The sequence below is a fragment of the Luteimonas lutimaris genome, from assembly GCF_039537065.1.
Classification (GTDB): domain Bacteria; phylum Pseudomonadota; class Gammaproteobacteria; order Xanthomonadales; family Xanthomonadaceae; genus Luteimonas; species Luteimonas lutimaris.
This window is the reverse complement of sequence record NZ_BAAAZU010000003.1, coordinates 168,950-193,439: the sequence shown is the minus strand read 5'-3', so window position 1 is coordinate 193,439 and position 24,490 is coordinate 168,950. Positions and strand designations below refer to the sequence as shown.

At 70.0% G+C, this 24,490-nt stretch carries 19 protein-coding genes and 1 pseudogene; 4 read left to right on the top strand and 16 right to left on the bottom strand.

The genetic code is table 11. The features are described 5' to 3' along the window. Window positions 1-132: 132 nt before the first annotated feature. Both modB and ABD679_RS02960 read left to right on the top strand, forming a co-directional pair. Entirely contained in the window at window positions 133-825 is a 693-nt protein-coding gene (gene modB / locus ABD679_RS02965; RefSeq protein WP_344758685.1) for a molybdate ABC transporter permease subunit, read from the top strand. Beyond that, the gene (locus ABD679_RS02960; RefSeq protein WP_344758449.1) at window positions 825-1,454 is read left to right on the top strand and encodes an ATP-binding cassette domain-containing protein; all 630 of its coding nucleotides are present in this window, start codon (window positions 825-827) and stop codon (window positions 1,452-1,454) included. The genes modB and ABD679_RS02960 overlap by 1 nt, the downstream gene beginning before the upstream one ends. A gap of 11 nt (window positions 1,455-1,465) precedes the next feature. On the opposite strand, the gene ABD679_RS02955 is transcribed toward ABD679_RS02960, so the two are convergent. The 3 genes and pseudogenes from ABD679_RS02955 to ABD679_RS02945 all read right to left on the bottom strand — a co-directional run bounded on the left by ABD679_RS02955 (window position 1,466) and on the right by ABD679_RS02945 (window position 3,909). Next, complete coding sequence (locus ABD679_RS02955) at window positions 1,466-1,984, bottom strand: hypothetical protein (RefSeq protein WP_344758448.1); 519 nt, start codon at window positions 1,982-1,984, stop codon at window positions 1,466-1,468. Between the two features lie 49 nt (window positions 1,985-2,033). After that, a pseudogene (locus tag ABD679_RS02950) lies at window positions 2,034-3,551 on the bottom strand (TonB family protein); the annotation flags it as partial. Further along, a complete protein-coding gene (locus ABD679_RS02945; RefSeq protein ID WP_344758446.1) occupies window positions 3,538-3,909 on the bottom strand; it encodes a BlaI/MecI/CopY family transcriptional regulator in 372 nt (123 codons plus the stop codon). The pseudogene ABD679_RS02950 and the gene ABD679_RS02945, both read right to left, overlap by 14 nt. A gap of 335 nt (window positions 3,910-4,244) precedes the next feature. Between ABD679_RS02945 and ABD679_RS02940 the strand changes: the two genes are divergently transcribed. Then, complete coding sequence (locus ABD679_RS02940) at window positions 4,245-6,194, top strand: acetyl-CoA hydrolase/transferase C-terminal domain-containing protein (protein WP_344758445.1); 1,950 nt, start codon at window positions 4,245-4,247, stop codon at window positions 6,192-6,194. Between the two features lie 256 nt (window positions 6,195-6,450). Next, window positions 6,451-8,100, top strand: coding sequence for a hypothetical protein (locus ABD679_RS02935; RefSeq protein ID WP_344758444.1), 1,650 nt, complete (start codon window positions 6,451-6,453; stop codon window positions 8,098-8,100). Between the two features lie 32 nt (window positions 8,101-8,132). Here the strand turns inward: ABD679_RS02935 and tkt are convergent, their stop codons facing one another. The 13 genes from tkt to ABD679_RS02870 all read right to left on the bottom strand — a co-directional run bounded on the left by tkt (window position 8,133) and on the right by ABD679_RS02870 (window position 24,274). Further along, the gene (gene tkt, locus ABD679_RS02930; RefSeq protein WP_344758443.1) at window positions 8,133-10,121 is read right to left on the bottom strand and encodes a transketolase; all 1,989 of its coding nucleotides are present in this window, start codon (window positions 10,119-10,121) and stop codon (window positions 8,133-8,135) included. 386 nt (window positions 10,122-10,507) lie between these two features. Next, a complete protein-coding gene (locus ABD679_RS02925) occupies window positions 10,508-11,899 on the bottom strand; it encodes a dicarboxylate/amino acid:cation symporter (protein WP_344758442.1) in 1,392 nt (463 codons plus the stop codon). Window positions 11,900-12,043: 144 nt separating this feature from the next. Continuing rightward, the gene (locus tag ABD679_RS02920; RefSeq protein WP_344758441.1) at window positions 12,044-13,696 is read right to left on the bottom strand and encodes a BatD family protein; all 1,653 of its coding nucleotides are present in this window, start codon (window positions 13,694-13,696) and stop codon (window positions 12,044-12,046) included. Then, entirely contained in the window at window positions 13,696-15,492 is a 1,797-nt protein-coding gene (locus ABD679_RS02915; RefSeq protein ID WP_344758440.1) for a VWA domain-containing protein, read from the bottom strand. Before ABD679_RS02915 ends, ABD679_RS02920 begins: the two co-directional genes overlap by 1 nt. Continuing rightward, on the bottom strand, window positions 15,489-16,523 hold the full coding sequence (locus ABD679_RS02910) for a vWA domain-containing protein (RefSeq protein ID WP_344758439.1): 1,035 nt from the start codon (window positions 16,521-16,523) through the stop codon (window positions 15,489-15,491). The genes ABD679_RS02915 and ABD679_RS02910 overlap by 4 nt, the downstream gene beginning before the upstream one ends. Further along, a complete protein-coding gene (locus ABD679_RS02905; protein ID WP_344758684.1) occupies window positions 16,520-16,990 on the bottom strand; it encodes a DUF4381 domain-containing protein in 471 nt (156 codons plus the stop codon). The genes ABD679_RS02910 and ABD679_RS02905 overlap by 4 nt, the downstream gene beginning before the upstream one ends. Then, complete coding sequence (locus tag ABD679_RS02900; protein ID WP_425561833.1) at window positions 16,990-17,970, bottom strand: DUF58 domain-containing protein; 981 nt, start codon at window positions 17,968-17,970, stop codon at window positions 16,990-16,992. Before ABD679_RS02900 ends, ABD679_RS02905 begins: the two co-directional genes overlap by 1 nt. A 151-nt stretch (window positions 17,971-18,121) precedes the next feature. Next, window positions 18,122-19,114 carry an AAA family ATPase gene (locus ABD679_RS02895; protein WP_344758438.1) on the bottom strand — a complete coding sequence of 331 codons (993 nt, stop codon included), beginning with the start codon at window positions 19,112-19,114 and terminating at the stop codon, window positions 18,122-18,124. Window positions 19,115-19,348: 234 nt separating this feature from the next. Further along, window positions 19,349-21,322, bottom strand: coding sequence for a type IV pilus secretin PilQ (locus ABD679_RS02890; protein WP_344758437.1), 1,974 nt, complete (start codon window positions 21,320-21,322; stop codon window positions 19,349-19,351). A gap of 13 nt (window positions 21,323-21,335) precedes the next feature. After that, entirely contained in the window at window positions 21,336-21,869 is a 534-nt protein-coding gene (locus ABD679_RS02885) for a pilus assembly protein PilP (RefSeq protein WP_344758681.1), read from the bottom strand. Between the two features lie 7 nt (window positions 21,870-21,876). After that, complete coding sequence (locus tag ABD679_RS02880) at window positions 21,877-22,545, bottom strand: type IV pilus inner membrane component PilO (RefSeq protein ID WP_344758436.1); 669 nt, start codon at window positions 22,543-22,545, stop codon at window positions 21,877-21,879. Continuing rightward, the gene (locus ABD679_RS02875) at window positions 22,542-23,216 is read right to left on the bottom strand and encodes a PilN domain-containing protein (RefSeq protein WP_344758435.1); all 675 of its coding nucleotides are present in this window, start codon (window positions 23,214-23,216) and stop codon (window positions 22,542-22,544) included. Before ABD679_RS02875 ends, ABD679_RS02880 begins: the two co-directional genes overlap by 4 nt. Further along, window positions 23,216-24,274: a pilus assembly protein PilM gene (locus ABD679_RS02870; protein ID WP_344758434.1), complete on the bottom strand. Its 1,059-nt coding sequence runs from the start codon at window positions 24,272-24,274 to the stop codon at window positions 23,216-23,218. The genes ABD679_RS02875 and ABD679_RS02870 overlap by 1 nt, the downstream gene beginning before the upstream one ends. Window positions 24,275-24,490 lie beyond the last annotated feature (216 nt).

Below are 24,490 nucleotides of genomic sequence, written 5' to 3'. Positions count from 1 at the left end.
GCCCGGGTGCCATCGCGGCCATGGCCGCTCCCACAAGACCCCTGCGCCGCAAGTCCGTAGGATGGCTTGAGCACGGCGAGCGCCCTCTGTTCCCCCACCCACCACGGCCTGGTGTCATTCCCGCCCACCCGCATGTTCGACTTCAGCCCCGCCGAACTGACCGCCATCGCCCTGAGCCTGAAGGTCGCCGCGGTGGCCGCATTGGCCAGCCTGCCCTTCGGCATCGCCACCGGCTGGCTGCTGGCCCGCAAGCGCTTCTTCGGCAAGGCGCTGGTCGATGCGCTGGTGCACCTGCCGCTGGTGCTGCCGCCGGTGGTGGTTGGCTACGTGCTGCTGGTGATGCTGGGCAACCAGGGCGTGATCGGCGGTTTTCTGCAGCAGCATTTCGGCATCGGCGTTGCGTTCCGCTGGACCGGCGCGGCGCTGGCCAGCGCGGTGATGGGCTTCCCGCTGATGGTGCGCACGATCCGGCTGTCGATCGAGTCCGCCGACCACCGCCTCGAACAGGTCGCGGCCACGCTCGGCGCGACGCCCTGGCGCGTGTTCCGCAGCGTGACGCTGCCGCTGGCGTGGCCGGGCATCGTCGCCGGCGCGGTGCTGGCGTTCGCCAAGGCGCTGGGCGAATTCGGCGCGACGATCACCTTCGTCTCCGCCATCCCCGGCGAGACGCAGACGATCTCGTCGGCGATCTACGGCCTGCTGCAGGTGCCCGGCGGCGACGCCGGGATCTGGCGGCTTGCGCTGGTGGCAATGGGCATTTCGCTGCTGGCGCTGCTGGTCTCCGAATGGCTGGTGCGGCGCCAGCGCGGCGAGCGGGCACGCTGATGCTGGCGCTGGACATCGTCATCGAGCGCGGCACGCGCACCGCCGGCGGCTTCCGCCGCCACGTGCGCATCGCCGACGACGCTCGCGTGATCGCGCTGGCCGGCCATTCGGGCGCCGGCAAAACCTCGGTGCTGCACGCCATCGCCGGACTGATCCGGCCGCGCGAGGGCCGGATCGAGGTCGACGGGCGCTGCCTGTTCGACGCGGCCGCGGGCATCGATGTGCCGGCGCACGCGCGCCACGTGGGCTACGTGTTCCAGGACGCGCGGCTGTTCCCGCACCTGACCGTGCGCGGCAACCTGCGCTACGGACGCCGCACCGGCGGCTCCACAGCATTCGCGTTCGACGACGTGGTCGCCCTGCTCGGCATCGGCGCGCTGCTCAGGCGCCGCACCGCCAACCTGTCCGGCGGCGAGGCGCAGCGCGTGGCACTCGGCCGCGCGCTGCTGTCGCAGCCGCGCATCCTGCTGCTCGACGAGCCGCTGTCGAACCTCGATCAGGCCCGCCGCGAAGAGCTGATCCCCTACCTGCAGCGCGTACGCGACGAGACGTCCCTGCCGATCATCTATGTCAGCCATTCGGCCGACGAGGTCGAACGGCTGACGCGGGCGGTGCATACGCTGGACTGACTGCCCCGCCGCTAGCGCGCCGCCTTGCGCGCGATGCCGACCCGGCGCCTGCCGTCGCGGCTGTTGAAAGTGAAGGCGTAGTTCAACCGCACCGGCACGCGCCGCACGCTGACTTCGGGGCCGGTGCAGTTGCCTTCATCGCGTTGGGCAAGCAGTTCCGGCGGAAACTCGCAGATCATCGCCGGGGTGAACTCCCAGCGCCGCAGCGCGTCGCCGACCGCCTGCGCGTAATCACGCACCGCCGGGTCGCCGTCCGGCGCACATCCGGACGCGTCGTGGAACGGCGCCACCCGGGTCACGTCACCGTCGGCCGACAGCCAGATCTCGGCGCAGACCTCCACGTCGACCGACGCGGCCGCCGTCTCCGGGAACACCGGCTCCGGCGACGCCAGCGCGATCGGCATCACGAACAGTTCCCGTGATTCAAGCTCGACGCGGTCGCCGCCCTGTGGAAGCAGCATGCGGTGGTCGATGTGCGTACTGCGGGTGGCGCAACCCGTGGCAGCGATGGCCAGGACCAGCCCGGCCATCGCCTGCATGCCTGCGCCGCAGGCGCGCACTGCGTCAGGCCTTGCCGTCCGATGCTGCATCCTCAGGCGCGTCCATGTCGAAATTGACCGGCACGCGCACGCGCCCGGCAACCGCCTTGCCGTCCTTGATGGCCGGCTGGAATTTCCACTGCTTCACGGCATCCAGCGTGGCCTGGTCGAACACACCGGCCGGTTCGGATTTCTCCACCCGCGCATCGGCCACGCTGCCGTCCGCGGCGACATCGACGATCACCACGACCTTGCCGGTCACCTTGTTGGCAGCGGCGTCGGCGGGATATTTCGGCGGCGCCAGCCACCGCGACGGGTCGTCGACATGCGCATCGCGGTCTGCCTGCCTGCCGGCAGGGGCGAGCGGGGATTGCGCATCGGTGCGCGCGCGGAACGACACGCTGTCGCCATCAATGCTGGCCACGAGTCCGCACTCCTCGGCGATCATCTGCATCACGATGCCGGCATCCATGTCGGCGAACTGCAGCGTGAGCGGCTTTTCGGGCACCGCCTGCGGATCGACCACGTGCAGCCCCGCCAGGCGCGCGGCCTCCAGCACCACTTCGCGGGCCGGCTGCCGGGTGGCGGTCAGCGTGATTGTCCTTGACGCCGGTTCGGATGCCGCGGCGCCGGCTGCCGACGCGGCCTGGCCTGCGACCGCGACGGTCGTGACCGGCGGGCGCGCGGCCCAGGCGGCGAAGCTGCCACCGGTGACGACCAGGGCGGCGACGGCAAGGCCGATGGAGACCCGGCGCTTGCCGGGAACGGGACGCTTGAGCATGGCGATTCTCTCCTTGACTGGATGGCTGCCGAACCAATGGCAGGCCAGGGGTGCCGGCAGCGCCGACAGTTGGGTCTTGACCATCGCCTCGCCGTAGGCGCGGCGCGCGTGCGGATTGCGGGCGACGACGCTCTCGTCGCAGGCCAGCTCCTGGTCGCGGCGGAAGCGGTCGGCGGCGATCCACGCCAGCGGGTTGAACCAGTACGCGCTGCACAGCGCTGCCAGCAGCGCGTTGCCGAGCACGTCGCGGCGCGCGAGGTGGATGCGTTCGTGGGCGAGGATCAGGGCGCGCTCGTCGTCGCGGTAGCGGGCTTCGAAGTCCGCTGGCAGCACGATCCGCGCGCGCAGGCCGACCACCGCCGGCAGCCCGGCGCTGGTTTCGGCGCGCAGATGGCCGTCCCCGCCCATGCGCACGGCGCCGAGGCTGCGCCGGAAGCGTCGCTGCGCCGCAACCTGCCAGAGCGCCAGCGCAGCCGCGCCCGCGCCCCAGCCCGCCAGCAGCCACGCGGTCGTTGAACCTGTCGTCGCCAGCGGCTCGACCGCGCCAGCGCCACCAACGCCGATCACGCCCGCCGTTTCCCGCAGGACGACACGCACGACCCGCGCCGGCAGCGACGCGGCCAGCACCGCCAGCGGCGGCAGCGCCCACAGCAGATAGGCCGCGTTGGCGCCGAACGCCGCGCGCAGCGGCCGGCGCAGCAGCAGCACCAGCACGATCGCGGCGCTGCTGGCGAAGGTGCTTTCCAGCAGCCAGCGGAACACTTCAGCCTGCGTCATCGTCGATCTCCTCCAGCAGCTTGCGCAGTTCGGCGACATCGGCCTCGCTCAGCCGGCCGCGCTCGCTGAAGTGGGCGACCAGCGGTGCCACGCGGCCGCCGAACAGGCGCTGCAGCAGGCCCTCGCTCTGCTGCGACACCCAGGCCTCGCGCGCCAGCACCGGCGAGTACTGGTAGCGGCGGCCATCGCGGGTCGCCGCGATCGCGCCCTTGTTGAGCAGCCGGTTGAGCAGGGTCTTGACCGTGGGTTCGGCCCAGCCGGTGCCGGGCGCGAGCGCGGCGACCACCTCATCGGCGCTGCGGGGATGGTGATCCCACAGGACCTGCATGACCTGGGCTTCGGCGTCGCTGATGGGCATGATGTTTACACCTGTAATTTTTGTCGATTACATCTGTAATTTCTGGCGGTGTCAAGGTGCGGGTGATTGGGCCGGGGCCGGGGCCGGGGCCGGGCCGGGGCCGGGGCCGGGGCTGGGGCCGGGACTGGGACTGGGACTGGGACTGGGACTGGGACTGGGACTGGGACTGGGACTGGGCAGCATCACATCTGTCATCCCGAGCGCTGCGAGGGATCTGCTGGTCGGGTCGGAAGCAGATCCCTCGCTGCGCTCGGGATGACCGTACTCACCCCACCCCGGCTGGACGGGCCACTCCCCACGCCATCCCTTAACGCCCCGCTCCGTACCCTGCCGCGATGACCGAATTCATCGATTCGCTGGACCTGGCCGTCGACCGCCTGCTCGCGCGCATCCCCGGGCCGCTGGCCGTCGGCGCGCCGCTGGGCATCGGCAAGCCGCATCGGCTGCTCAACGCGCTGTACGGCCGCATCGAACGCGATCCGTCGCGCACGCTGGCGCTGTACACCGCGCTGTCGCTGGATCCGCCATCAGCGGGCAAGGGGCTGGAGGGCCGGTTCCTTGGGCCATTCGTGGCGCGCCACTTCGGCGACGATTTCCCGCGGCTGGACTACGTGGCCGCGCAGAAGCGCGACGCGCTGCCGGCCAACGTCACGATCGAGGAGTTCTACGTGCAGTCCGGCGCGCTGCTGGGGTCGTCGCAGGCGCAGCGGCATTACGCCAGCCTCAACTACACCCACGTCGCGCGCGCGCTGGTCGACCGCGGCGTCAACTGCATCGTGCAGAAAGTGGCCGCGAACGCCGAGGGCACGCAGCTGTCGCTCTCCTCGAACACCGACCTCACCTTCGACGCGATCGACGCGCTGGTCGCGGCGGGCCTGCCGCGGCCGCTGCTGGTGGCCGAGATCGATCCGCTGCTGCCGTGGCTGGGCGGCACCGCGGCGGTGCCGCTGGACTTCTTCGACCTCGTGGTCGCACCGCCGGCGCCGTATCCGAAGCTGTTCGCGCTGCCGCGCCAGCCCGTGGGCGACGCCGAGCACGCGATCGGCCTGTACGCCAGCGCGCTGGTGCGCGACGGCGGCACGCTGCAGGTCGGCATCGGCGCGCTGTCGGACGCGCTGTGCCACGCGCTGGCGCTGCGCCACACCGACAACCCCGCCTACCGCCGCGTGCTGGCGGCGCTGGACCCGGAGTTCGAACGCCATCCGGCGGTGGTCGCCAGCGGCGGCCTGGGGCCGTTCGAGCAGGGCCTGTACGGCTGCAGCGAGATGGTCAACGAGGGTTTCAAGCGGCTGGTCGAGCGCGGCGTGATGCGCCGCCGCGTGGTCGACAAGCTGCCGCTGATGCAGCGCATGAACGACGGCACGGCCAGCGAGCTGGACCGGGAGCTGGTGGCGCGCGACGGCCAGTTCCTGCACGGCGCGTTCTACCTCGGATCGCAGGATTTCTACGACTGGCTGCAGGGCCTCGACGACGACACCCGCCGCGGCATCGGCATGTGCCGGGTCGGCGAGGTCAACCAGCTGTACGGCGGCAACGAAATGCTCGAGCGCGCGCAGCGACGCGAGGCGCGCTTCTTCAACACCTGCATGATGGCCACCGCGCTGGGCGCGGCGGTGTCGGACGGCCTGGACGACGGGCGCGTGGTGTCCGGCGTCGGCGGCCAGTACAACTTCGTGGCGATGGCGCACGCGCTGCCCGACGCGCGCTCGGTTCTGCTGCTGCGCGCCAGCCGCGATGCCGGCGGCAAGGCGCAATCGAACATCCGCTGGAACTACGGCCACTGCACCATCCCACGACACCTGCGCGACGTCTACATCGACGAGTACGGCATCGCCGACCTGCGCGGCCGCAACGACGAGGACTGCGTGATCGCAATGGCAGCCATCGCCGACGCGCGTTTCCAGCGCGGGCTGGTCGAAACCGCGAAGCGCGACCGCAAGCTGCGCGCGGATTTCGCGCCGCCCGACGCGTGGTCGCACAACACGCCCGCGCGCCTGCGCGAGTCGCTCGCGCCGTTCCGCGCCGACGGCACCCTGCCCGACTATCCGCTGGGCAGCGATTTCACCGACGTGGAGCAACAGCTGCTCAAGGCGCTGGGCTGGCTGAAGGCGCGCACCGGCAGCGCCGGCGGCAAGGCACGCACGGTCGCCGCGGCGCTGCTGTCGTCCGGCAGGCGCGATGACGGGGCGCTGGAGCGGATGGGGCTGTCGGCGCCAAAGGGTGCCGGCGAATGGCTGCAGGCGCGATTGCTGCGGCATGCGCTGGCGCGGACCCGCTCGCCATAGAACCGCTTCAGCCACCAGTCTCCACTTGCCCCTGGAAGGGTCCTGCGGGCTTGCAGCCCGGTGTCGCACGATATTCGGGGTCGATTCAGGAAAACCCGGCAGTCACGCACCAGCTCACTGATGCAGGCGCCGCATCCACCGTAACCACGGGTTCTCCCTAATGGTTGCCGACCCCCTTGGGTAAATAGAATTTCCACATCTTCAATCCAATAAGCAGAAAGGGAGCGTCGCCATGGGTGGCCCCACCGTTGGTCCCATGACCCCATCGCCGGTCGAGCATCCGCAGACTCCGCCCGCGGACACGACCAGTGCCGGGCAGATCGACCAGATCGCACAGGAAATCCTCGATACCGGGGTGCGGTGGTGGGTCGTCGTCGACGACTATGACGGTCGCGCGGTGCGCTTTGCCGCGGAAATGGAAAAACTGGGCCCGGACGATGCCGCACGCTTGCTTCAGGTCCTGCTGGAAAAGGATGGTGGCGCGCTGGCCTCCTGGATGACGCTGCCGATCATGAGCCGGCTCCACGACAGCGGGCTCATCAGCGGTGAACAGTTCGCCGCCATCTCCAATGCATTCGCCAGCGCCTATAACGAGGGCAAGTTTTCCGATGCGCAGATGCGGCAGTTCCTGCAGGTGTTCTCGCTGCAGAACGTTTCGCCCGGAAACGCGGCGGACCAGTTCGGACAGCTGCGCACATTCCTCCAGGCGGGTGGAAACTCGCCTGCGATGCAGACTTTCCGCGAGAATTTCGCCGCTTCACTCCTCAAGGATGCCATTGGGGAAAACTGGGCAGGCAACCAACCTGGACTGGCGCTGCAAATCTGCGCCGATTCCGGCGATCCGGACATGGCTGCACGTGTTTTCGCAACGGTGGTGGAAGGTGCGGCCAGCGACCCGGTGGCACGTGCCGCGATCATGGACAAGCTCCTGCACGCAGTCGGCGAAGCCAGCATCGGTTACGAGAACAGCCGCCCCATGGGCGCGACCAATCCTCTCGAAACGCTCATCAACTCGGTGGCCAGGCAAAGTGCCACATACCAGTGGAACGAGATATCGGTGGCCATTGCGCGCTATGCAGGCTCAGCCAATGACACCAATGACGTTTTCTACGACCCCTATTCGCACAAACCTGTCGAAGGCATCTCGCAGGCATTGACGAACCTGATCGCCGGCCCGCAGGGCAATGCCGTATTCACTGAGTTGTCCCGTTGGGAAACAAACCCGATCGGCGGCAAGTCCGGGCACGCGCAACAATACGGACTGAACGCCATACAGCTGGGGGGACTGCTGCGGCTGACCGCATTCAATCCCGACAACCCGCAAGCGGACCAGGCGCTGGACGCCGTCCAACAGTGGGCGCAGATGCGCAAGGACTTCCTCAACGGCGTGCAGCGTGACGATTACCCGCCGGGCATGGATGTGTCCCAGGCACGCCAGGACCTGGCCATGCTGGGCGGCGCAGCGATCGATGCCGTGTCGCAGATGAAGATCGATCAGGACAACCGCGCTGCCGCCACCAAGCAACTGGTGAGCTTCGTCGTCGACCTGGCGCTGTCCGCGGTCCCTGGCGGAGGCACCATCAGCAGCCTGGTAAGCAAGGACCTCAAGGCTGCGTTCGGCGACAATGCGCGTATCAACGGGCTGATCGACCAGGCACTCAAGAGCGGAGACAAGCTCACCTCCGCGCAGATCCAGCAACTCAAGGATGGCATTGCCGACGTGGTCGACGGCGAAGCAGGCGATCTCGATACCCTGAAGGCCACGGTGGGTTCATTCGTGCAAGCCGCCGTGCTGACCGGCTTGCCCCGCGGCACGCAGGACGACCCCGGGAACGACAGCTATACGGATGTCCTGCAGGGGACGCAGGTCGTGCAGACCGAGGTCGACGACGTACGCGGCGACTGAGGGACGCACCCCCTCGCGCGCGCAAGCGATCCTCAGAGGGCGCGCGCAGCCTCCACGACCCGGCCCACCGTGAAGCCGAAATGCGGCATCAGCGCCTCGATCGGCGCGCTGGCGCCGAAGGTGTCGATGCCGACCACCGCGCCGTCAAGCCCGACGTACTTGCGCCAGAAGTCGGTGACCCCGGCCTCGATGGCCACGCGTTTGCGGCAGGCGTTCGGCAGTACCGATTCGCGGTAGTCGGCCGGCTGGCGGTCGAACACGTCGGTCGACGGCATCGAGACCACGCGCACGCCGTCGCCCAGCTGCGTGGCGGCCTGCATCGCCAGGTCCACTTCCGAACCGGTGGCGATCAGGATCAACTCCGGCGCGCCCGCGCTGTCCTTGAGCACGTAGCCGCCGCGCGCAATCTCCGCCACCTGCGCGTCGCTGCGCGGCTGGTGGGCCAGGCCCTGGCGCGAGAACACCAGGCAGCTGGGGCCGTCCCTGCGCTCGATCGCCGCGCGCCAGCACACCGCGGACTCGACCGCGTCGCAGGGGCGCCAGACGTCGTTGTTGGGGATGTGGCGCAGGCTCGCCACGTGTTCGACCGGCTGGTGCGTGGGACCATCCTCGCCCAGGCCGATGGAATCATGGGTGTAGACGTGGATCGCATGCGCCCCCATCAGCGCGCTCATGCGCACGGCGTTGCGCGCGTAGTCGCTGAACACCAGGAACGTGGCGTCGTAGGGAATGAAGCCGCCGTGCAACGCCAGGCCGTTGCTGATCGCGGTCATCGCGAATTCGCGCACGCCGTAGTAGACGTAGTTGGCGTCCGCATCGTCGGTGGCGACCGACTTGCTGCCGCTCCACAGGGTGAGGTTAGAGCCGGCCAGGTCGGCCGAGCCGCCGATCAGTTCGGGCAGATGCGGCGCGAATGCCTCGATCGCCATCTGCGAGGCCTTGCGCGAGGCGACCTTCGGACCGTCGGCCTGCAGCTTGGCGACGTAGGCGTCCGCCGCGGCGGCGAAGTCTTCCGGCAGCTCGGCGTGCGAACGGCGCACCAGCTCCTCGGCCAGGTCCGGATGGCGCGACGCGTACTGGTCGAACATCCGGTTCCACTGCTCCTCGCGCACCAGCCCCGCGTTGCCGGCGCGCCAGCCGTCGCGGATGTGCTGCGGGATCTCGAACGGCCCGTAGTCCCAACCCAGCGCCTTGCGCGTGGCTTCCACTTCATCCTTGCCCAGCGCGGCGCCGTGCGAGGACTCCTTGCCGGCCTTGTTCGGCGAGCCGAAGCCGATCGTGGTGCGGCAGCAGATGAGCACCGGCTTGTCGTCGTGCGCGATGGCCTGCTCGATCGCGGCCTTGACCGCGTCGGCGTCGTGGCCGTCGACGTCGCGGATCACGCGCCAGCCGTAGGCCTCGAAGCGCGCCGGGGTGTCGTCGGTGAACCAGCCCTCGACCTCGCCGTCGATGGAGATGTGGTTGTCGTCCCAGAATGCGACCAGCTTGCCCAGCCCCAGCGTGCCGGCCAGCGAGGCGGCCTCGTGCGAGATGCCTTCCATCATGCAGCCGTCGCCCATGAACACCCAGGTGCGGTGGTCGACGATGTTGAATTCGGGGCGGTTGAAGTGCTGGGCCAGCAGCTTCTCGGCCAGAGCGAAGCCCACGGCGTTGGCGAAGCCCTGGCCCAGGGGGCCGGTGGTGGTCTCCACGCCGGGAGTCATGAAGTTCTCGGGGTGGCCCGGGGTCTGCGATTCGAGCTGGCGGAAGTTCCTGATCTGCTCGATCGGCAGGTCGTAGCCGGACAGGTGCAGCAGCGCGTACTGCAGCATCGAGCCGTGGCCGTTGGAGAGCACGAAGCGGTCGCGGTTGAACCACTTCGGATTGTTGGGGTTGTGGCCCAGGTAGTCGTTCCAGAGCACCTCGGCGATGTCGGCCATGCCCATCGGCATGCCCGGGTGGCCGGAGTTGGCCGCCTGCACGGCGTCGATGGCGAGGAAACGGATGGCGTTGGCGAGGTCGCGGCGGCTGGGCGTCGTCATGGGGCGCTGGGATCACGGGTGGCGCCCGGCCAGTCGCGGGCGGCGCATTGTCCCATGCCCTCGCGGGGAAGCAAAAACACCGGCCTCTTGCGGGCCGCCCCAGGGGCGCCTCGAGACCCTTGTAAAAAGGGGACGGCGAGCGAAGCGGCGGATTTGCTCTTGTCTTGTCCGGGAAGGCCAAAGTCAAAAGCAAGCCCCGTCCGGCGCCTTGCGCCGGCCCGCCGCTATTTCAAAGGGGGCGAAAGCAGGGTCGCGCGTGCGGACATGCCGCGCGTCCGACGCCGAGCCGCGCAGGAATCCCGGGGACTGCGTGCAAGGACTGGATCCCGACACGCCCGTGCGTCAGCGCCCCCCCTTTTCCAAGGGGGCACAGGCAGGCGCCCCGGCTATGCGGTGGGTTCCGCCGCCGCCTCGTCGAGCATGGTGGTTTCCGGCTCGCCCCTGGACACCATTGCCGCGATGCCCAAGTCGCCGGTGACGTTGACCACCGTGCGCGACATGTCGAGGAAGTGGTTCACGCCCAGGATCAGGCCGATGCCCTCCGGCGGCACGCCCACCATGGCGCAGATCAGCGCCACCACCGGCAGCGAGCCCGAGGGCACGCCGGCGGTGCCGATGCCGCCCAGGATGCACACCAGCATCACCATGACCTGCTGGCCGATCGTCAGCTCCACGCCGAAGAACTGGGCCAGGAAGATCACCGTTACGCCCTCGAACAGCGCGGTGCCGTTCTGGTTGGCGGTGGCGCCGATGGTCAGCACGAAGCGCGACACGCGCCTGGGCAGGCCCAGCTCTTCGTCGGCCACGCGCAGCGCCGTGGGCAGGGTGGCGTTGCTCGACGCCGTCGAGAAGGCCATCAGCATCGCCTCCTGCACGCCCTTGAAGAAGCGCACCGGCGAATAGCCGCCGACGAACTTCAGCGCCAGCGAGTAGGTCACCACCATGTGGATCACCAGCGCGCCGAACACCACCGCCACGTACGCGCCCAGGCGCACCAGCAGCTCCCAGCCGAACAGCACGGCAAGATTGAACATGAAACAGAACACGGCGTATGGCGCGAGTTTGATGACCATCCCGATCAGGGTCATCGAGACCTCGAACAGGCCCTCGATGCCGCGGCGCAGCGTCTCGATCGCCGGCGTCGCCTTGCTGACCACGATGCCCACACCGAACATCAGCGCGAAGAACATCAGCGCCAGGATCGATGCGTTGCTCGACGCCGCGCCGACGACGTTGTCCGGCACGATCGACAGCAGCATGTCGACGCCGCTGACCTGGTCGCCGCTTTCCTGCACGATGGCCTGCGCGCGCTCGGCACCCTCGCTGAGCAGCTGTTGCGCCAGTACCGGGTCCACGCCCGCCCCGGGCTCGAACACGTCCACCATCACCAGGCCGAGCACCACCGCGATGCCCGACAGCAGGATGGTGTAGGCCAGCGTGCGCCAGCCGATGCGGCCGAGCGAGCGGATGTCGCCCATCTCGGTCACGCCCGTCACCAGCGCCGAGAACAGCAGCGGCACGATCAGCATGAAGATCAGCGACAGGAACAGCTGGCCGAACGGCCGTGTGATGCCGTGCACGAACACTTCCACCACCGGCCGGCAGTACCACGCCGGCTCGCCCGCCGTGCAGGCGGCGGACGCCAGGTCCACCGGCGTCCACGTATGCAGTTGCGTGTAGTACACGACCAGGCCGATGGCGAGGCCAAGGAAGAATCCGATTCCGATCTTCCAGTGCAGGGGCATGGCCGCCTTGGCGGGCGAGGTCGGTTCGGTCATGGGCGAAGTTCGCTCGTGGCGCGGGAAGGTCCGGAGCTTAGCAAACCCGCCCCGGCGGCCATGGGGCGGGCCGCGGGCGGGCTTTCCCGCGCCCGCAGCGGGGTCTGCTCGCCGGTGTTGCCCGCCACGGCTGAAGCCGGACCGTCAGCGCTGCGGATACAGCGGCGGCAGGGGCTCTTCGGCGCCATCATCGCCGCCGCGCCAGCGTGGGCCCTTCGCGAAGGCGGCACGCAAGCCGGCGCGTGCGGCCGGGCCGTCGCCGTCGCCCCAGCGCGCACGCTGCAGCTGCGCCACCGCATCGCGCTGCGCGGGATCGTCCAGGCGCGCACGGACTGCATCGAGGTCGGCGGCGGGCGGATCGGCCATCGCGCACAGCACCTCAGCCACGTCGGCGAAGTCGCCGCTGTCGAGCGCGCGGCGCAGCTCGCGCAAACCGGCGCGCGCAGGCCCGGCATCGCGCGACGCCGCCGCATCGCCGGCCGCGGCCGGCGCCCTGCGCTGCAGCGCCCACACCAGCGTGGCCAGCCACAGCAGCGCAAATCCCGCGGTGGCCCAGGCCCAGATCCGCGCATCGCCGCGCAGGCGCGTTGTCGGCAGCGCGCTGTCGTCATCGCCGGCCGCGGCGACATCTGTGTTGCCGGGCACCGCGTCCGTCGCGCCGCCCGTTGCGCCAGGCGCCACCTGCAGCTGCACGTCCGGCAGCGTGGCGGTGCGCGCGACGCCGGCACGCACGTCCCACCATGCGATGCGCGGGCCGGGGATGCGCAGCGCGCCCTCGCGCGAGGGCACGATCGAGAACTTGCGCGTCACCGTGACCTGCGGCCGGCCGTTGTCGAAGGTCTCGTCGGTCTGCGCCGGCTCGGCGAACACCTGCGCGCCGTCGACCGCGGGCAGCTCGATCTCCGGCAGCTGCGAAGCCGTGGCGCCATCTGCGCGCGCCTCGATGGTGACCGTCGCCGCCTCGCCTGCGCGCGCCTGCTGCGGCGTGGCCAGGTAGCGCAGGCCCAGTCCGCGCAGCGGCAGCCACGGTTGCGGCGCCTTCGCCGGCACCGGCCGCACGGTGACGAAACGCGGCGCGCCGTTGGCGCTCAATTCGCGCGTGCCGCTGCCGAACATGTCGTCGAAGAAGCCGCCGGCGCTGCGTCCGCTGAAGCGCGCGCCGGGGATCGTCATCGGCCCGCTGCGCTCGGGCACCAGCAGGAAGCGGCGCTCGACCACGGTGTAACGCTTGCCGCCGACCAGGCGCGTGTACTGCAGGTCGCTGCCCACGCGCTGCAGCGAGGCGCCGTCGGGCGCGTCCTGGTCGAGCTGGCCGGACACCAGCGGCATCGCGTAGTACAGCCGCAGCGTGTAGCCCACGGCCTGCTGCACGTAGGGATCCTCGTCGTCGAGCTGCGCCTCGATGAAGGCGTCGGCGCCGGCGCGCGCGGGCGGCGCGGCTTCGGTGACCGTCAGCAGGATCGGCTGCGTGCGCTGCTTGCCGACCTGCAACGCGGGGATCGTCAGCAGCCCTTCGCGGCGCGGCTGCAGCGCAACGCCGAACAGCAGCCGCGCGCTGCGCTTGCCGTTGACGATCTCGACCTGGCGGCTGCTGCTGTTGCCGCTGACGATGAAATCACCGTCCAGCGGCGACCAGTCCGGCGCGCCGGCGCCCGGATCATCGGTCTCGACGTTGAGGGTCAGCGTTTCGCCGAGCGCGACGCTGTCGCGGTCGATCCAGGCGCGCGTCTGTGCGTGCGCGGCGAGACTGGTCGTCGCCAGCAGCGCGCACAGCCACCATGTCAGCCAGCGTGGCATCAGCGTTCTCCCGTTTCCCTGCGTCGCTCGTATTCGAGCCGGAACTTGGCGCGCAGCAGGCCGCCCGGATCGTCCGGCACGCGCCGCAGCCAGGCCTCGTTGGCGCGCTGCTTTTCCTGCTCGGTGGCGCTGCGTTGCTGCGTCGGCGCTCCGGCAACCTTGTCATCGCCGTCCGCGTGTTCACCGGACTCCTGCTGTTCCAGCGCCTGCTGCATGCGCTGGCGCTGCTGGTCGTCGGCCCTGCGCTGGGCTTCGGCGTCGTCCGGCTCGGGCGGCGACTGTTGTCCGTCGCGCTCGCCGGATTGTTGGTGCGACTCGCCGTCTTCCTTGCCGTCCTGCGAATCGCTCGATCCGGATTCGTCCGGCTGCGGGCGCTGCTGGCCCGAGTCATCATCAGGATTGGACTTGTCGTCGTCCGGCTTGCCGCTGTCAGGCGACGGCTGCTGGTCGCCGCGACCGCCCGACGGCGACGGCGGCGGCTTCCGTTTCATCGCCGCCTCGACGATTTTCCGGTTGGCGACCGCGTCGCCCATGTCCGGCTGCAGGCGCAGGGCCTCGTCGTAGGCAGCGATGGCGTCCTCGTAGCGCCCGGCACGAGCCAGCGCGTTGCCGCGGTTGTAGGCGGCGTCGGCGCCGGGCAGTTTCTCCCAGGCCTGCGCGGCGGTGGCGTAGTCCTCGCGCCGATAGGCGTCGGCGCCGTCCTGCATGCGTTCGTGCCGGACCTGGTCGGCGCGCCGCCAGGGCGTGCCTTCGTCGGCGGCCAGCGCCGCATGCCACGGCAGGCACGTGCACAGCAACAGCATCGCCACGACGCTGCCGCCGCGCCGGAACGCGAACAAGCCCAGCAGCATCAGCGGCAGCAGCAGCCAGTAGCCGTCGTCGCGCCAGGCCATTGCCGTGTCGCCGCCCGCCGCCGCCGCGTGCGCGGCGGCGGCGGCGTCGAGCACATCGAGCGCCGCCAGATCGTCCGTGCCGGCGGACAGCACCGCGTAGCGTCCACCGCCCGCGGATGCCATCGCCCGCAGCGTCGCCGCATTCAGCCCGGTGTGCTTGATCGCACCCTGCGCGGTCCGATAGGCGGCGCCCTTCGACGTCCCCAGCCCGAGCGCGGACACGCGGTAGCCGGCGCGGCGCGCGGCGGTCGCCGCCGCGTCCGCATCGCTTCCTCCGTGGCTGCCGATGACCAGGATGTCGCCGCTCGCGAAGCCGGACTGCTGCAGCAGGGTCATCGCGCGCTCGATGCCGCGCGCCGGCCGGCTGCCGTCCACCGGCATCACGTCCGGCGACAGCGAGTCGAGGAACAGCGCGACGTTGGCCGCGTCGCGCGTCAGCGGGGCAACGGTGTAGGCGTCGTCGGCGAACACCACCAGCCCGACCTGGCCACCGCTGCGCCGGTCCAGCAGCGTCGCAAGCTTGGCCCGTGCCTGCAGCAGGCGCGAGGGCGGGAGGTCGTTGGCGAGCATCGCGCTGGACAGGTCCAGCACCACTACCAGCGGCGCCTCGCCCTGCAACAGCGGCTGGTCGCCCTGGCGCCAGCTCGGTCCGGCCAGCGCGAGCACGGCGAGCGCGAAGCCGAGCAGTACGGCGCCCAGCGCGGCAAGGCCACGCCGGCCTTCGCCGCGTTCGAGCAGGTGCGGCAGCAGGTGTGCATCCACCGCGCCGCGCCAGGCGTCGGCGCGCGCGCGGTGCCGCCGCCACGCCCAGGCCAGCAGCGGCAGCGCGAGCAGCGCCCACAGCCACTGCGGGCGCAGGAAATGCAGCGCCTCGAATGCCTGCACGAGAGCGCCCGTGTTCATGCCATGCGCTCCCGCAGGCGGCGACGCAGCCCGCGCGGCAGCACGAAGCCCAGCAGGCCGCACAGCAATGCGGCGGCCAGCGGCCACGGGTAGCGCTCCAGTCGCGGCTGCACGCGTTCGCCGGGACGCTGCACCGGTTCGAGGCGGTTGATCTCGGCGTAGATGCCGGCCAGTTCGTCGGTGTTGCGCGCGCGGAAGGCGCGGCCGCCGGTAGTGTCGGCGATGCGCTTGAGCGTGGCTTCGTCCATCGTGTCGTCGCCGCCCGGCATCGGCATGCGGAAGCCGAACACCGACAGTCCGCCACCTTCCCCGCCGAAGGCAATGGTGTGCACGCGCACGCCGCTGTCGCGCGCGAGCTCGGCGGCCTTGGACGGGTCGAGCTGGCCGGCATTGCTGACGCCATCGGTCAGCAGGATCAATACGCGCTGCCCGTCCGGCTGCGCGCGCAGGCGCTTGACCGCCAGGCCGATGGCGTCGCCGATCGCGGTCTCGCGCCCGGCCAGGCCGACGACGCTGTCACGCAGCTGCTGGCGCACGCTCTCGCGGTCGAGGGTGAGCGGCGCCAGCGCGTAGGCCTTCTGCCCGAACACGATCAGACCGACGCGATCGCCGGCGCGGCGGTCGAGGAAGTCGGCGATCACCGCCTTGGCCGCGGTGAGGCGGTCGACGACGGCGCCGCCAAGCGCCATGTCCTCCTCGCCCATGCTGCCGGACAGGTCGACGGCGAGCATCAGGTCGCGCCCGGTCTGCGGCGGTTGCACCGCTTCGCCCAGCTGCTGCGGGCGCGCGGCCGCTACGCACAGCAGCGCCCAGGCCAGCCACAGCCACCACGCGGCATGCCCGCCGCGCGCGAATCCACCGACGCCCGCGATGGCGTCGAGGCGCTCGCCGTAGGGCACCCGCAGCGCCGCGGACGCGCGCCGCGCCGGCGGCAGCAGGCGGCGCGCCAGCCACGGCAGCGGCAGGGCCAGCAGCAGCCATGGCCAGGCGAAGCCGGCGAACACGTCGGCGGCGGGCCACCATGCGCTCATCCGCGCGCCCCCATCAATTCAAGGTAGCGGCGACGGGCGAGCGGCAGCAGCGCGGCGGCGACATCGTCGTCGACTTCCCGGCGGAAGCCGGCGTCGAGCAGTGCGCGTCCGGGACCGTCGGAGAATGGCCGCCGGCCTTCGGGCGCGTCCGCGTTGCCGTCGAGGAAGGCCAGCCAGGCCTCGCCGTGCAGGCGCTCGGCGCCGGGCTGGTGCCGGCGCGCGGCGCGGCGCAGCAGTTCCGACATCGCGGCAACGCGCCCGGGCGGCGTCGCCGCGGCAGCCACGCCCGCATCGAACAGCCGCACGAAGGCCGCGCGACGGCGGCGCGCACGCAGCCACCACCAGATGGCGAACCCAAGCAGCACCAGCACTGCCGCCGCCAGCCACCACCAGCCCGGCGCGGGCGGCCACCACGGCGGTGCCGGCGGTTGGTGGATGTCGCGCAGCGGCAGCGGCTGGGGCGCGATCATGCCGACCCCGGCCCGGCGAACAGCGGCAGCCAGGACTCGCTGGCCGCGTCGCTGGACAGCAGGTGCACGCGCACGCCGCGCGCTGGCAGCTGGGCCAGCGCCGCTTCGATCGGCGCGACGAACTCGCCACGCCAGCGCTGCCGCTGCGCAGCCACGCCGAGGTCGAGCTCCACCCGGTGCGACGGCGTTGCGAACGGCAGCGGCGCGCGCGGCGGGTCGCGTTCGAGCGGATCGCTGAGCAGCAGCACGACCACCTCGCCGTGCATCGACAGCGACGGCCAGCGCGAAGCCGGCACCGCGGCGATGCTGGCCGGATCGGCCAGCACCAGCATCCGCGAACCGGGGCGCAGCAGGCGGCGGGCGTGGTCGAGCGCCACCGCCAGGCCGCCGTCATCCGCGGGTGGCCGCGCGTACCAGCGCACCAGCGCATCGAGCACCCGCAAAGCGCCGCGCTGCCCGGCGACGGGTGGCACCGGCGGCTCGGCCGTGCTGCCGCGCAATGCGGCGACGCGGTCGCCGTCGCGCACCGCCGCCCATGCCGCGACCGCGCCGGCGCGCGCGGCCTGCACCGACTTGAAGCGCACGCGGGTTCCGAAATACAGCGACGGCGCGGTGTCTGCGACGATGAGCGTCAGCCGCTCGCGCTCGGCCTGGAACAGCTTGGTGTGCGGCTTGCCGCTGCGCGCGGTGAGCCGCCAGTCGATGTGGCGCGCATCGTCGCCGTGGGCGTACTCGCGCGATTCGGCGTACTCCATGCCGCGCCCGCGCAGCGGCGACGGCGCCTGTCCGCTGACCCCATGCCGCCCGCGCCGCGGCGGCCGCCGCCCCTGCGCCGCGGCGCGCAGGGCGATGAGTTCGGGCAGCGTCGGGGTGATGCCGGGCGTGGGGATGGGGGGTGGGGGATTGGCAACATCCTCCACCGGCGCGGCTTTGGCAGCGGTCCGGGAGCTGTCGGCGGTGGCATGTTTACGGAACACGGGCCTGCTTCAGACCTGCACTGCCGGCATTGCCGACGGCAATGCAATGGCCGCGCCACGGCGACACGCGAGCGCCGGCGCCTTACCGGGCCTCCATTGCTGCATCGCTGCCGTTGGCGAATCACCCATCACCAATCACCAATCCCGGCCATCAAGGCATCGGCACCTTGTCGAGCAGCTCCGTGACCAGCCGTTCGCCGTCCCAGCCTTCGGCCGTGGCTTCGTAGCTGGGCAGCACGCGGTGGCGCAGCACGTCCGGCGCGATCGCGCGGATGTCGTCGGGCGTCACGAAATCACGGCCGGCGAGCCAGGCGCGCGCGCGCGCGCAGCGTTCAAGCGCGATCGAGCCACGCGGGCTGGCGCCCCAGGCGATGCGTCGCGCCAGCGCCGCGTCGTAGCGGGCGGCATCGCGCGAGGCCAGCACGAGTTCGATCAGGTAGCGCTCCAGCTGCGGCGCCAGATGCAGGTCTAGCACCGCCGCCCGCGCCGCAAACACGTCGTCTTGCGTGATCTTCGCCGCGGTCGGCTCACCGGCCTGCAGGCCCTGCCGGGCGCGCTCGCGCGCCAGCCGCAAGATCTCGCCTTCGGCCTCGGCCTCGGGATAGCCGATGCGCACGTACATCAGGAAACGGTCGAGCTGCGCCTCGGGCAGCGGGAAGGTACCCTCCTGCTCGATCGGGTTCTGCGTGGCCATCACCAGGAACAGCGGCGGCAACGCGTAGGTCTCGCGGCCAACCGTCACCTGGCGCTCGCCCATCGCCTCGAGCAGCGCCGACTGCACCTTGGCGGGGGCGCGGTTGATTTCGTCGGCGAGCAGCACCGAGTGGAAGATTGGGCCGGCCTGGAACTCGAACCGCCCTTCCTGCGCGCGCCAGACTTCGGTGCCGGTCAGGTCGGCCGGCAGCAGGTCCGGGGTGAACTGCACGCGGGCGAAATCGGCCTCGATGCGCGAGGCCAGCGCGCGGATCGCGGTGGTCTTGGCCAGGCCCGGCGCGCCTTCCACCAGCAGGTGCCCGTCGGCGAGCAGCGCGACCAGCAGGCGCTCGACGAGTTCGGCCTGGCCGACAATGCGGGCCGAAAGGTCGTCGCGCAGGCCGGTGAACAGGCCATGCAGGCGGGAAGTGTCGTGGCTGGGGGTATCCATCGATGGCCCGTTCGGCGGCGCCCGGGTGGCGTCGGGTCCAGTTTGACCCAAGTGGGGCCATCGGGTTCCTGACGCGGTTCAGGCTATGGCCATGCCGTCGTATCGCAGTGTAGGGCTTCGTTGCCGGACCATCCCGTCCTCACCACCGTCATTGTTACGGTGAAACGGCGCAAGTGCCCGCAACGGAAACGGGGCCCGAAGGCCCCGTCGATGCGATCCGTCTTTGCGCAAGGCTCAGTTGCGCTGCGCCACCCGCAGGATCTTCGGCGTGACGAAGACGAGCAGCTCGGCCTTTTCCTTGCTGCGCGTCTTGCGCTTGAACAGGTTGCCGAGGAACGGGATGTCGCCGAGGAACGGAATCTTGGACACGTCGTTCTTGTCGGTAAACTCGTAGACGCCGCCGATCACCACCGTCTGGCCGTCGTCGACCAGCACCGCGGTGTTGACCTCGCGACGGGCGATCGTAGGCACGTAGCCGAAGTCGCCCAGGTCCACACGGCCGTCCTGCTCGTTCTTGGTCACGAACATGTTGAGGAACACGCGGCCATCGTTGGTGATCGTCGGGGTTACCTTGAGCTGCAGCAGCGCTTCCTTGAACTGCACGGTCGGCACGTTGTTGCTCTGGCCGCCGGTCACGGTGACATAGCCGATCTCGCGGCCCTGGGTGATCACCGCTTCTTTCTGGTTGCTGGTCACCACGCGCGGGTTGGAGATGACCTCGCCGCGGCCTTCCGTCTGCAGCGCGGAGAGCTCGATGTCGAGCAGGTAACCCGCATTGAGGATCGACAACGCGAACGAACCGGCGCCCGCAAGCGTCGATGGCAGGTTGATGCTCGGACCTCCCTCGCGGCTATATCCCTCCGAGAAGCCGCGCGGATTGTTCGGTCCAACATTCGCCCCGCGCTCTTGTGCATTGGTACCCGAATCACCGATGGTGGAACCGAAGCCCAGCGAGCTTCGATCGCCCTTCTTGCCGGTTGCACCACTGATCCCGAACTTCGCACCCAGCTCGCGTGCGAACGATTCGGTCGCAATCACGATGCGCGCCTCGATCACGACCTGGTCGACCGGACGATCGAGCTGACTGACCAGATCCTTGATATTGGCCACGCGCTCGGGAATATCGATCACCAGCAGCGTGTTGGTGCGCCGGTCGAAGCTGATGCTGCCGCGCCGGGACAGGAAGCCGCGGCTCTCCGCCGCGTTACTTCCGCCGCCCTGCCCGCCAGCCCCCATGCTGCTCTTGCTCTCCTCGGTCAGCAGCTTGGCAATGTCCTCGGCATTGCCGTAGTTGACCGGAATGTACTCGGTCACCATCTCGGCCTTCGACTCGAGGTCCAGGCGTGCCTGGGCCTTGGCGTTCTCGTAGCTGGCGATCTCCGACTGCGGCGCCACCCAGACCACGTTGCCGCTGCGGCGCTTGTCCAGGCCCTTGGCCTGCAGGACGATGTCCAGCGCCTGGTCCCACGGCACGTTGTCCAGGCGCAGGGTCACGTCGCCGCCCACCGAATCCGAAGCAACGATGTTGAGGTTCGACTCGTCGGCGATCAGCTTGAGCACCGTGCGCACGGCGATGTTCTGGAAGTCGAAGGTCACCGGCTTGCCGCTGTATTTGCGCTCCAGCGGATCGGCCGAGGCGGCGCTGGCGGCCGCGGACTGCGGCGCGCCGACCGCACGCGCCGGGGTGGCGGCACGCGGCACGACCTCGACGATGTAGTCGCGCCCGGTCTGGTAGGCCATGGTCTCGAACGGGCCATTGGTGCTGAGCACGATCCGCGAGCCGACCCCGGCCTGGCTGGCGTCAATGCGCTGCACCGGCGTGGCGAAGTCTGTGACGTTGAGCGGCCGCTGCAGCGCCGGCGACAGGCTGGCGTTGCCGACGTCGATGACCACGTCCGAGCCCTGCTTGCGCATGTCAGGCACGGCGCCGTCGCCGCTGAAGCGCATGATCAGCTTGCCGGAGCCGCCGTCGCCGCGCTTGAAGTCGATACTGGACACGGCCAGGTCGCCGGCCACGTGCTTGGCCGGGTCCACCGCCACCGGGGCGGCCGACTGGGCGATCGCGAAATACGGCGCGGCCGTGGCCGGCTGCTGGGCGTGCACGGCACCGAAGGCCGAGACCAGCCCTGCGGCGAGGCCGAGCACGCTGGCCCGCAGGGGCGTGGCGCGTCGGCGCTTGGGCAGGTGTTGCGCTTGGGTAACGGTCATCTTGCTTCCCCTATCAATTGTCTTCGAGCGCAACCGACGCCGGCCTTTCCAGCCAGCCGCCCGCGCCATCCGGCACAAGTTCGACGAGTTCGATGCGGTCTTCATGGACGGCGGTCACGCGACCGTCGTTCTGCCCCATGTACACGCCCGGGTGGATCCGATACACGACCTTGTCGGGCGCCACCACCAGCCCGACCATTCCATTGCCACGGCCAATCGTACCGACCATGTCCAGGCTGTCGAGCGGAAATTGCTCGAGCGTCTGCTTGCGCCGGTGCGAATCCGGCCGCGGGCCACTGCCGCTGTCTTTCGACGTGAACGCATCGCTGAACGGATCACGCAGGCCGAGCGCCGCGTATTCGAAGGTCTCGAACTGCTGCATCACCGGCAGCGGATCCAGCGGCGGCGCGGGCTTGGCCTTGATGTTGGCCACCCACTCCTCGAGGTTCGGCGCGTCGCCCGGCGTACTGGTGATCCCGCGACCGCAGGCGCCGAGCGCGAGTGCCAGGCCCAGCGCGAGCGCGCCGCGGGCGATGGTCTTCGACATACCCATGTCAGTTCCCTCCCCCGACAGTTGCGGCATTCGCCTGTTCGGCGGCCTCGTCCTCGTCCAGGTAGCGGTAGGTCTTCACCGTGCCGGCCAGTTCGAGGCTGGAGTTGGGACGGATCGCGGCCGCCGGATCCTTGCTGGCGTTCACCGGCCGCAGCGAGATGTCGTGCATGGTCATGATGACCACGCGCGGCAGCGAGGCCACGCCGCTGACGAAGGCACCGAACTGGTGGTAGGTGCCCACCATCTTCAGCGCGATCGGCTTCTCGGCGTAGAACTCCTTGGGCGTCTCCGGACCGGGCTGGAACAGCTCGTTCTGGATGCCGGTGGCCAGCGCGGTCTGGGAGATGTCGACGATCAGGTCGGGCATCTCGGTCTTGCTCGGCAGCTGGCGCAGCATCTGCTGCAGTTGCTGCTCCATCTGCGCGAGCTGCTGCTTGAGCGGCTCGAGGTTGGAGGCGCGACCTTGCTTGAGCTCGAATTCACCGCGCAGTTCGGTTTCGCGCTGCTCGAGCTGCTTGAGCTGGTCGCCCTTGTCGCGGGTCACCACCCACCACAGCAGGCCGAAGATCAGCACGCCGAGCAGCACGCAGAAACCGATCTTGTACTGCCGCGGCCAGCTGCCGGGGCTGTTGAGATCAAGCTCGCTGAGCTTCACTTTTCTCTTGCTCACGAGGCGGCTCCTTCTTCGGCGGGGGCGGCCGGCGCCGCGCCCTCGGCAGGCGCCGCGCCCTCGGCGGGTGTCTCGCCCACAGGCGGGACGGCATCGGGCACGCCGTCGCCGTCCGCATCCGTGGCCGCATTCGGATTGGCCAGGGTGACGGTCAGCGAGAACGCGTACGGAAGCCCCTTGACCGTGCCCTTGGCCTCGATGATCGAAAGCTCGGGACGGGTCATCCAGCCCGACCCTTCCAGGTTGCGCATGTAGGTACTCACGCGCGCGTTGGACTGCGACATACCCTCGAGGGTGAGCTTCTCGCCCTCCTGCTTGATCGAGGTCAGCACCACGCCGTCGGGGATGGTGCGCACCAGCGAATCGAACAGGTGCACCATTTGCGAACGGTTGGCCTGCAGTTGCTCGATCACTTCCTTGCGGGCCAGCAGCCGTGCCTTCTGCTTGTCGAGCTCGTCGATCTCCTTGATCTGGGTGTCGACCTGCTTGATCTGGTCCTGCAGGTAGGCGTTGCGCTCGTTCTGGCCGTCGATCTGGTTGCTGTAGTAGGTGTTGACCAGGAACCACAGCGCCAGCCCGGCGAGGGCGGCGAAGGCCAGCATGACGCCGAATTCCTTCTGTCGCTGCTTGCGGCGTTCGGCGCGCCAGGGCAGCAGGTTGATCCGGGCCATCAGTCGAAGCTCCTCAGGGCGAGCCCGCAGGCGATCATCAGCGCGGGGGCGTCCTGGGCCAGCGCATGCGCCTGCACGCGCGGCCCGAGCGTCATCTGCGCAAGCGGATTGGCGACCACCGTCTGCACGCCGAGCTGCTCCTCGACCATCTCGGCCACGCCCGGGATCGACGCGCAGCCGCCGGCCAGCACGACCTGGTCGACGCGGTTGAATTCACTGCCGGCGTAGAAGAACTGCAGCAGGCGGCTGATCTGCTGGACCAGCGCCTCCTTGAACGGTTCGAGCACTTCGACCTCGTAGCTCTCCGGCAGCCCGCCCTGGCGCTTGGCCAGGCCGGCCTCCTCGTAGCTCAGGCCGTAGCGGCGCATGACCTCGTCGGTCAGCTGCTTGCCGCCGAACACCTGCTCGCGGCTGTACAGGCTGCGGCCGTTGCGCAGGATGTTGAGCGTGGTCATCGTCGCGCCGACATCGACCATCGCGACGATGCCGTCGTTGGGGATGTTGAGCGAACTGGCCAGCAGCGCGAACGCGTTCTCGATGGCGAACGCCTCGACGTCCATCACCCGCGCGGTCAGGCCGCCGAGTTCCAGCGCCGAGGCGCGCATCTCCACGTTCTCCGAGCGCGAGGCCGCGAGCAGCACCTGCACCATCTCGGCGTTGCCCGGCATCATGCCCAGCACCTCGAAGTCGAGGTTCACTTCCTCGATCGGGTACGGGATGTAATTGACCGCCTCCAGCTCGACCTGCGACTCCATGTCCTCGTCGTCCAGGTCGGCCGGCATCGGAATGACCTTGGTGATCACCGCCGAACCGGCCACGGCCGCGGCGGCCTGCTTGGCGCGCGTGCCCGACCGCGAGACCGCCCGGCGGATGGCCTCGCCGACCGCCTCGACCTCGACGATGCTCTTTTCGACCACCGCATTGGGCGGCAGCGGCTCGACCGCATAGTGCTCCACGCGATAGCGGTCGCCGGACCGCGACAGCTGGAGCAGCTTGACGGCGGTCGAACTGATATCGACGCCGACGAGCGGTGCCTGGCTTTTTGTGATGAGCCCCACGATTTCTCCCCTTGTCACGGGCGCTTACGCGCGCTTCGTGCCCCGCGGCATTAAATAACGGACTTTTCACTCATTGGCAACTCTCGGAGTGCCGGACCGTGCCCCCTGCCGCATTCCCGGACCCCCTGACCGCCGCTGCCGCCGGTGCGGGGTCCGGATGGCCGCTCCTCTATACTCCGCGCCTTCGATACCCGCAACGCAATCCAGAGGATTTGC

Bases quoted from the DNA above. Each gene is read 5' to 3' on its own strand.
- modB (WP_344758685.1), top strand. From the start codon at position 133: ATGTTCGACTTCAGCCCCGCCGAACTGACCGCCATCGCCCTGAGCCTG.
- ABD679_RS02960 (WP_344758449.1), top strand. From the start codon at position 825: ATGCTGGCGCTGGACATCGTCATCGAGCGCGGCACGCGCACCGCCGGC.
- ABD679_RS02955 (WP_344758448.1), bottom strand. From the start codon at position 1,984: ATGGCCGGGCTGGTCCTGGCCATCGCTGCCACGGGTTGCGCCACCCGC.
- ABD679_RS02945 (WP_344758446.1), bottom strand. From the start codon at position 3,909: ATGCCCATCAGCGACGCCGAAGCCCAGGTCATGCAGGTCCTGTGGGAT.
- ABD679_RS02940 (WP_344758445.1), top strand. From the start codon at position 4,245: ATGACCGAATTCATCGATTCGCTGGACCTGGCCGTCGACCGCCTGCTC.
- ABD679_RS02935 (WP_344758444.1), top strand. From the start codon at position 6,451: ATGACCCCATCGCCGGTCGAGCATCCGCAGACTCCGCCCGCGGACACG.
- tkt (WP_344758443.1), bottom strand. From the start codon at position 10,121: ATGACGACGCCCAGCCGCCGCGACCTCGCCAACGCCATCCGTTTCCTC.
- ABD679_RS02925 (WP_344758442.1), bottom strand. From the start codon at position 11,899: ATGACCGAACCGACCTCGCCCGCCAAGGCGGCCATGCCCCTGCACTGG.
- ABD679_RS02920 (WP_344758441.1), bottom strand. From the start codon at position 13,696: ATGCCACGCTGGCTGACATGGTGGCTGTGCGCGCTGCTGGCGACGACC.
- ABD679_RS02915 (WP_344758440.1), bottom strand. From the start codon at position 15,492: ATGAACACGGGCGCTCTCGTGCAGGCATTCGAGGCGCTGCATTTCCTG.
- ABD679_RS02910 (WP_344758439.1), bottom strand. From the start codon at position 16,523: ATGAGCGCATGGTGGCCCGCCGCCGACGTGTTCGCCGGCTTCGCCTGG.
- ABD679_RS02895 (WP_344758438.1), bottom strand. From the start codon at position 19,114: ATGGATACCCCCAGCCACGACACTTCCCGCCTGCATGGCCTGTTCACC.
- ABD679_RS02890 (WP_344758437.1), bottom strand. From the start codon at position 21,322: ATGACCGTTACCCAAGCGCAACACCTGCCCAAGCGCCGACGCGCCACG.
- ABD679_RS02885 (WP_344758681.1), bottom strand. From the start codon at position 21,869: ATGTCGAAGACCATCGCCCGCGGCGCGCTCGCGCTGGGCCTGGCACTC.
- ABD679_RS02875 (WP_344758435.1), bottom strand. From the start codon at position 23,216: ATGGCCCGGATCAACCTGCTGCCCTGGCGCGCCGAACGCCGCAAGCAG.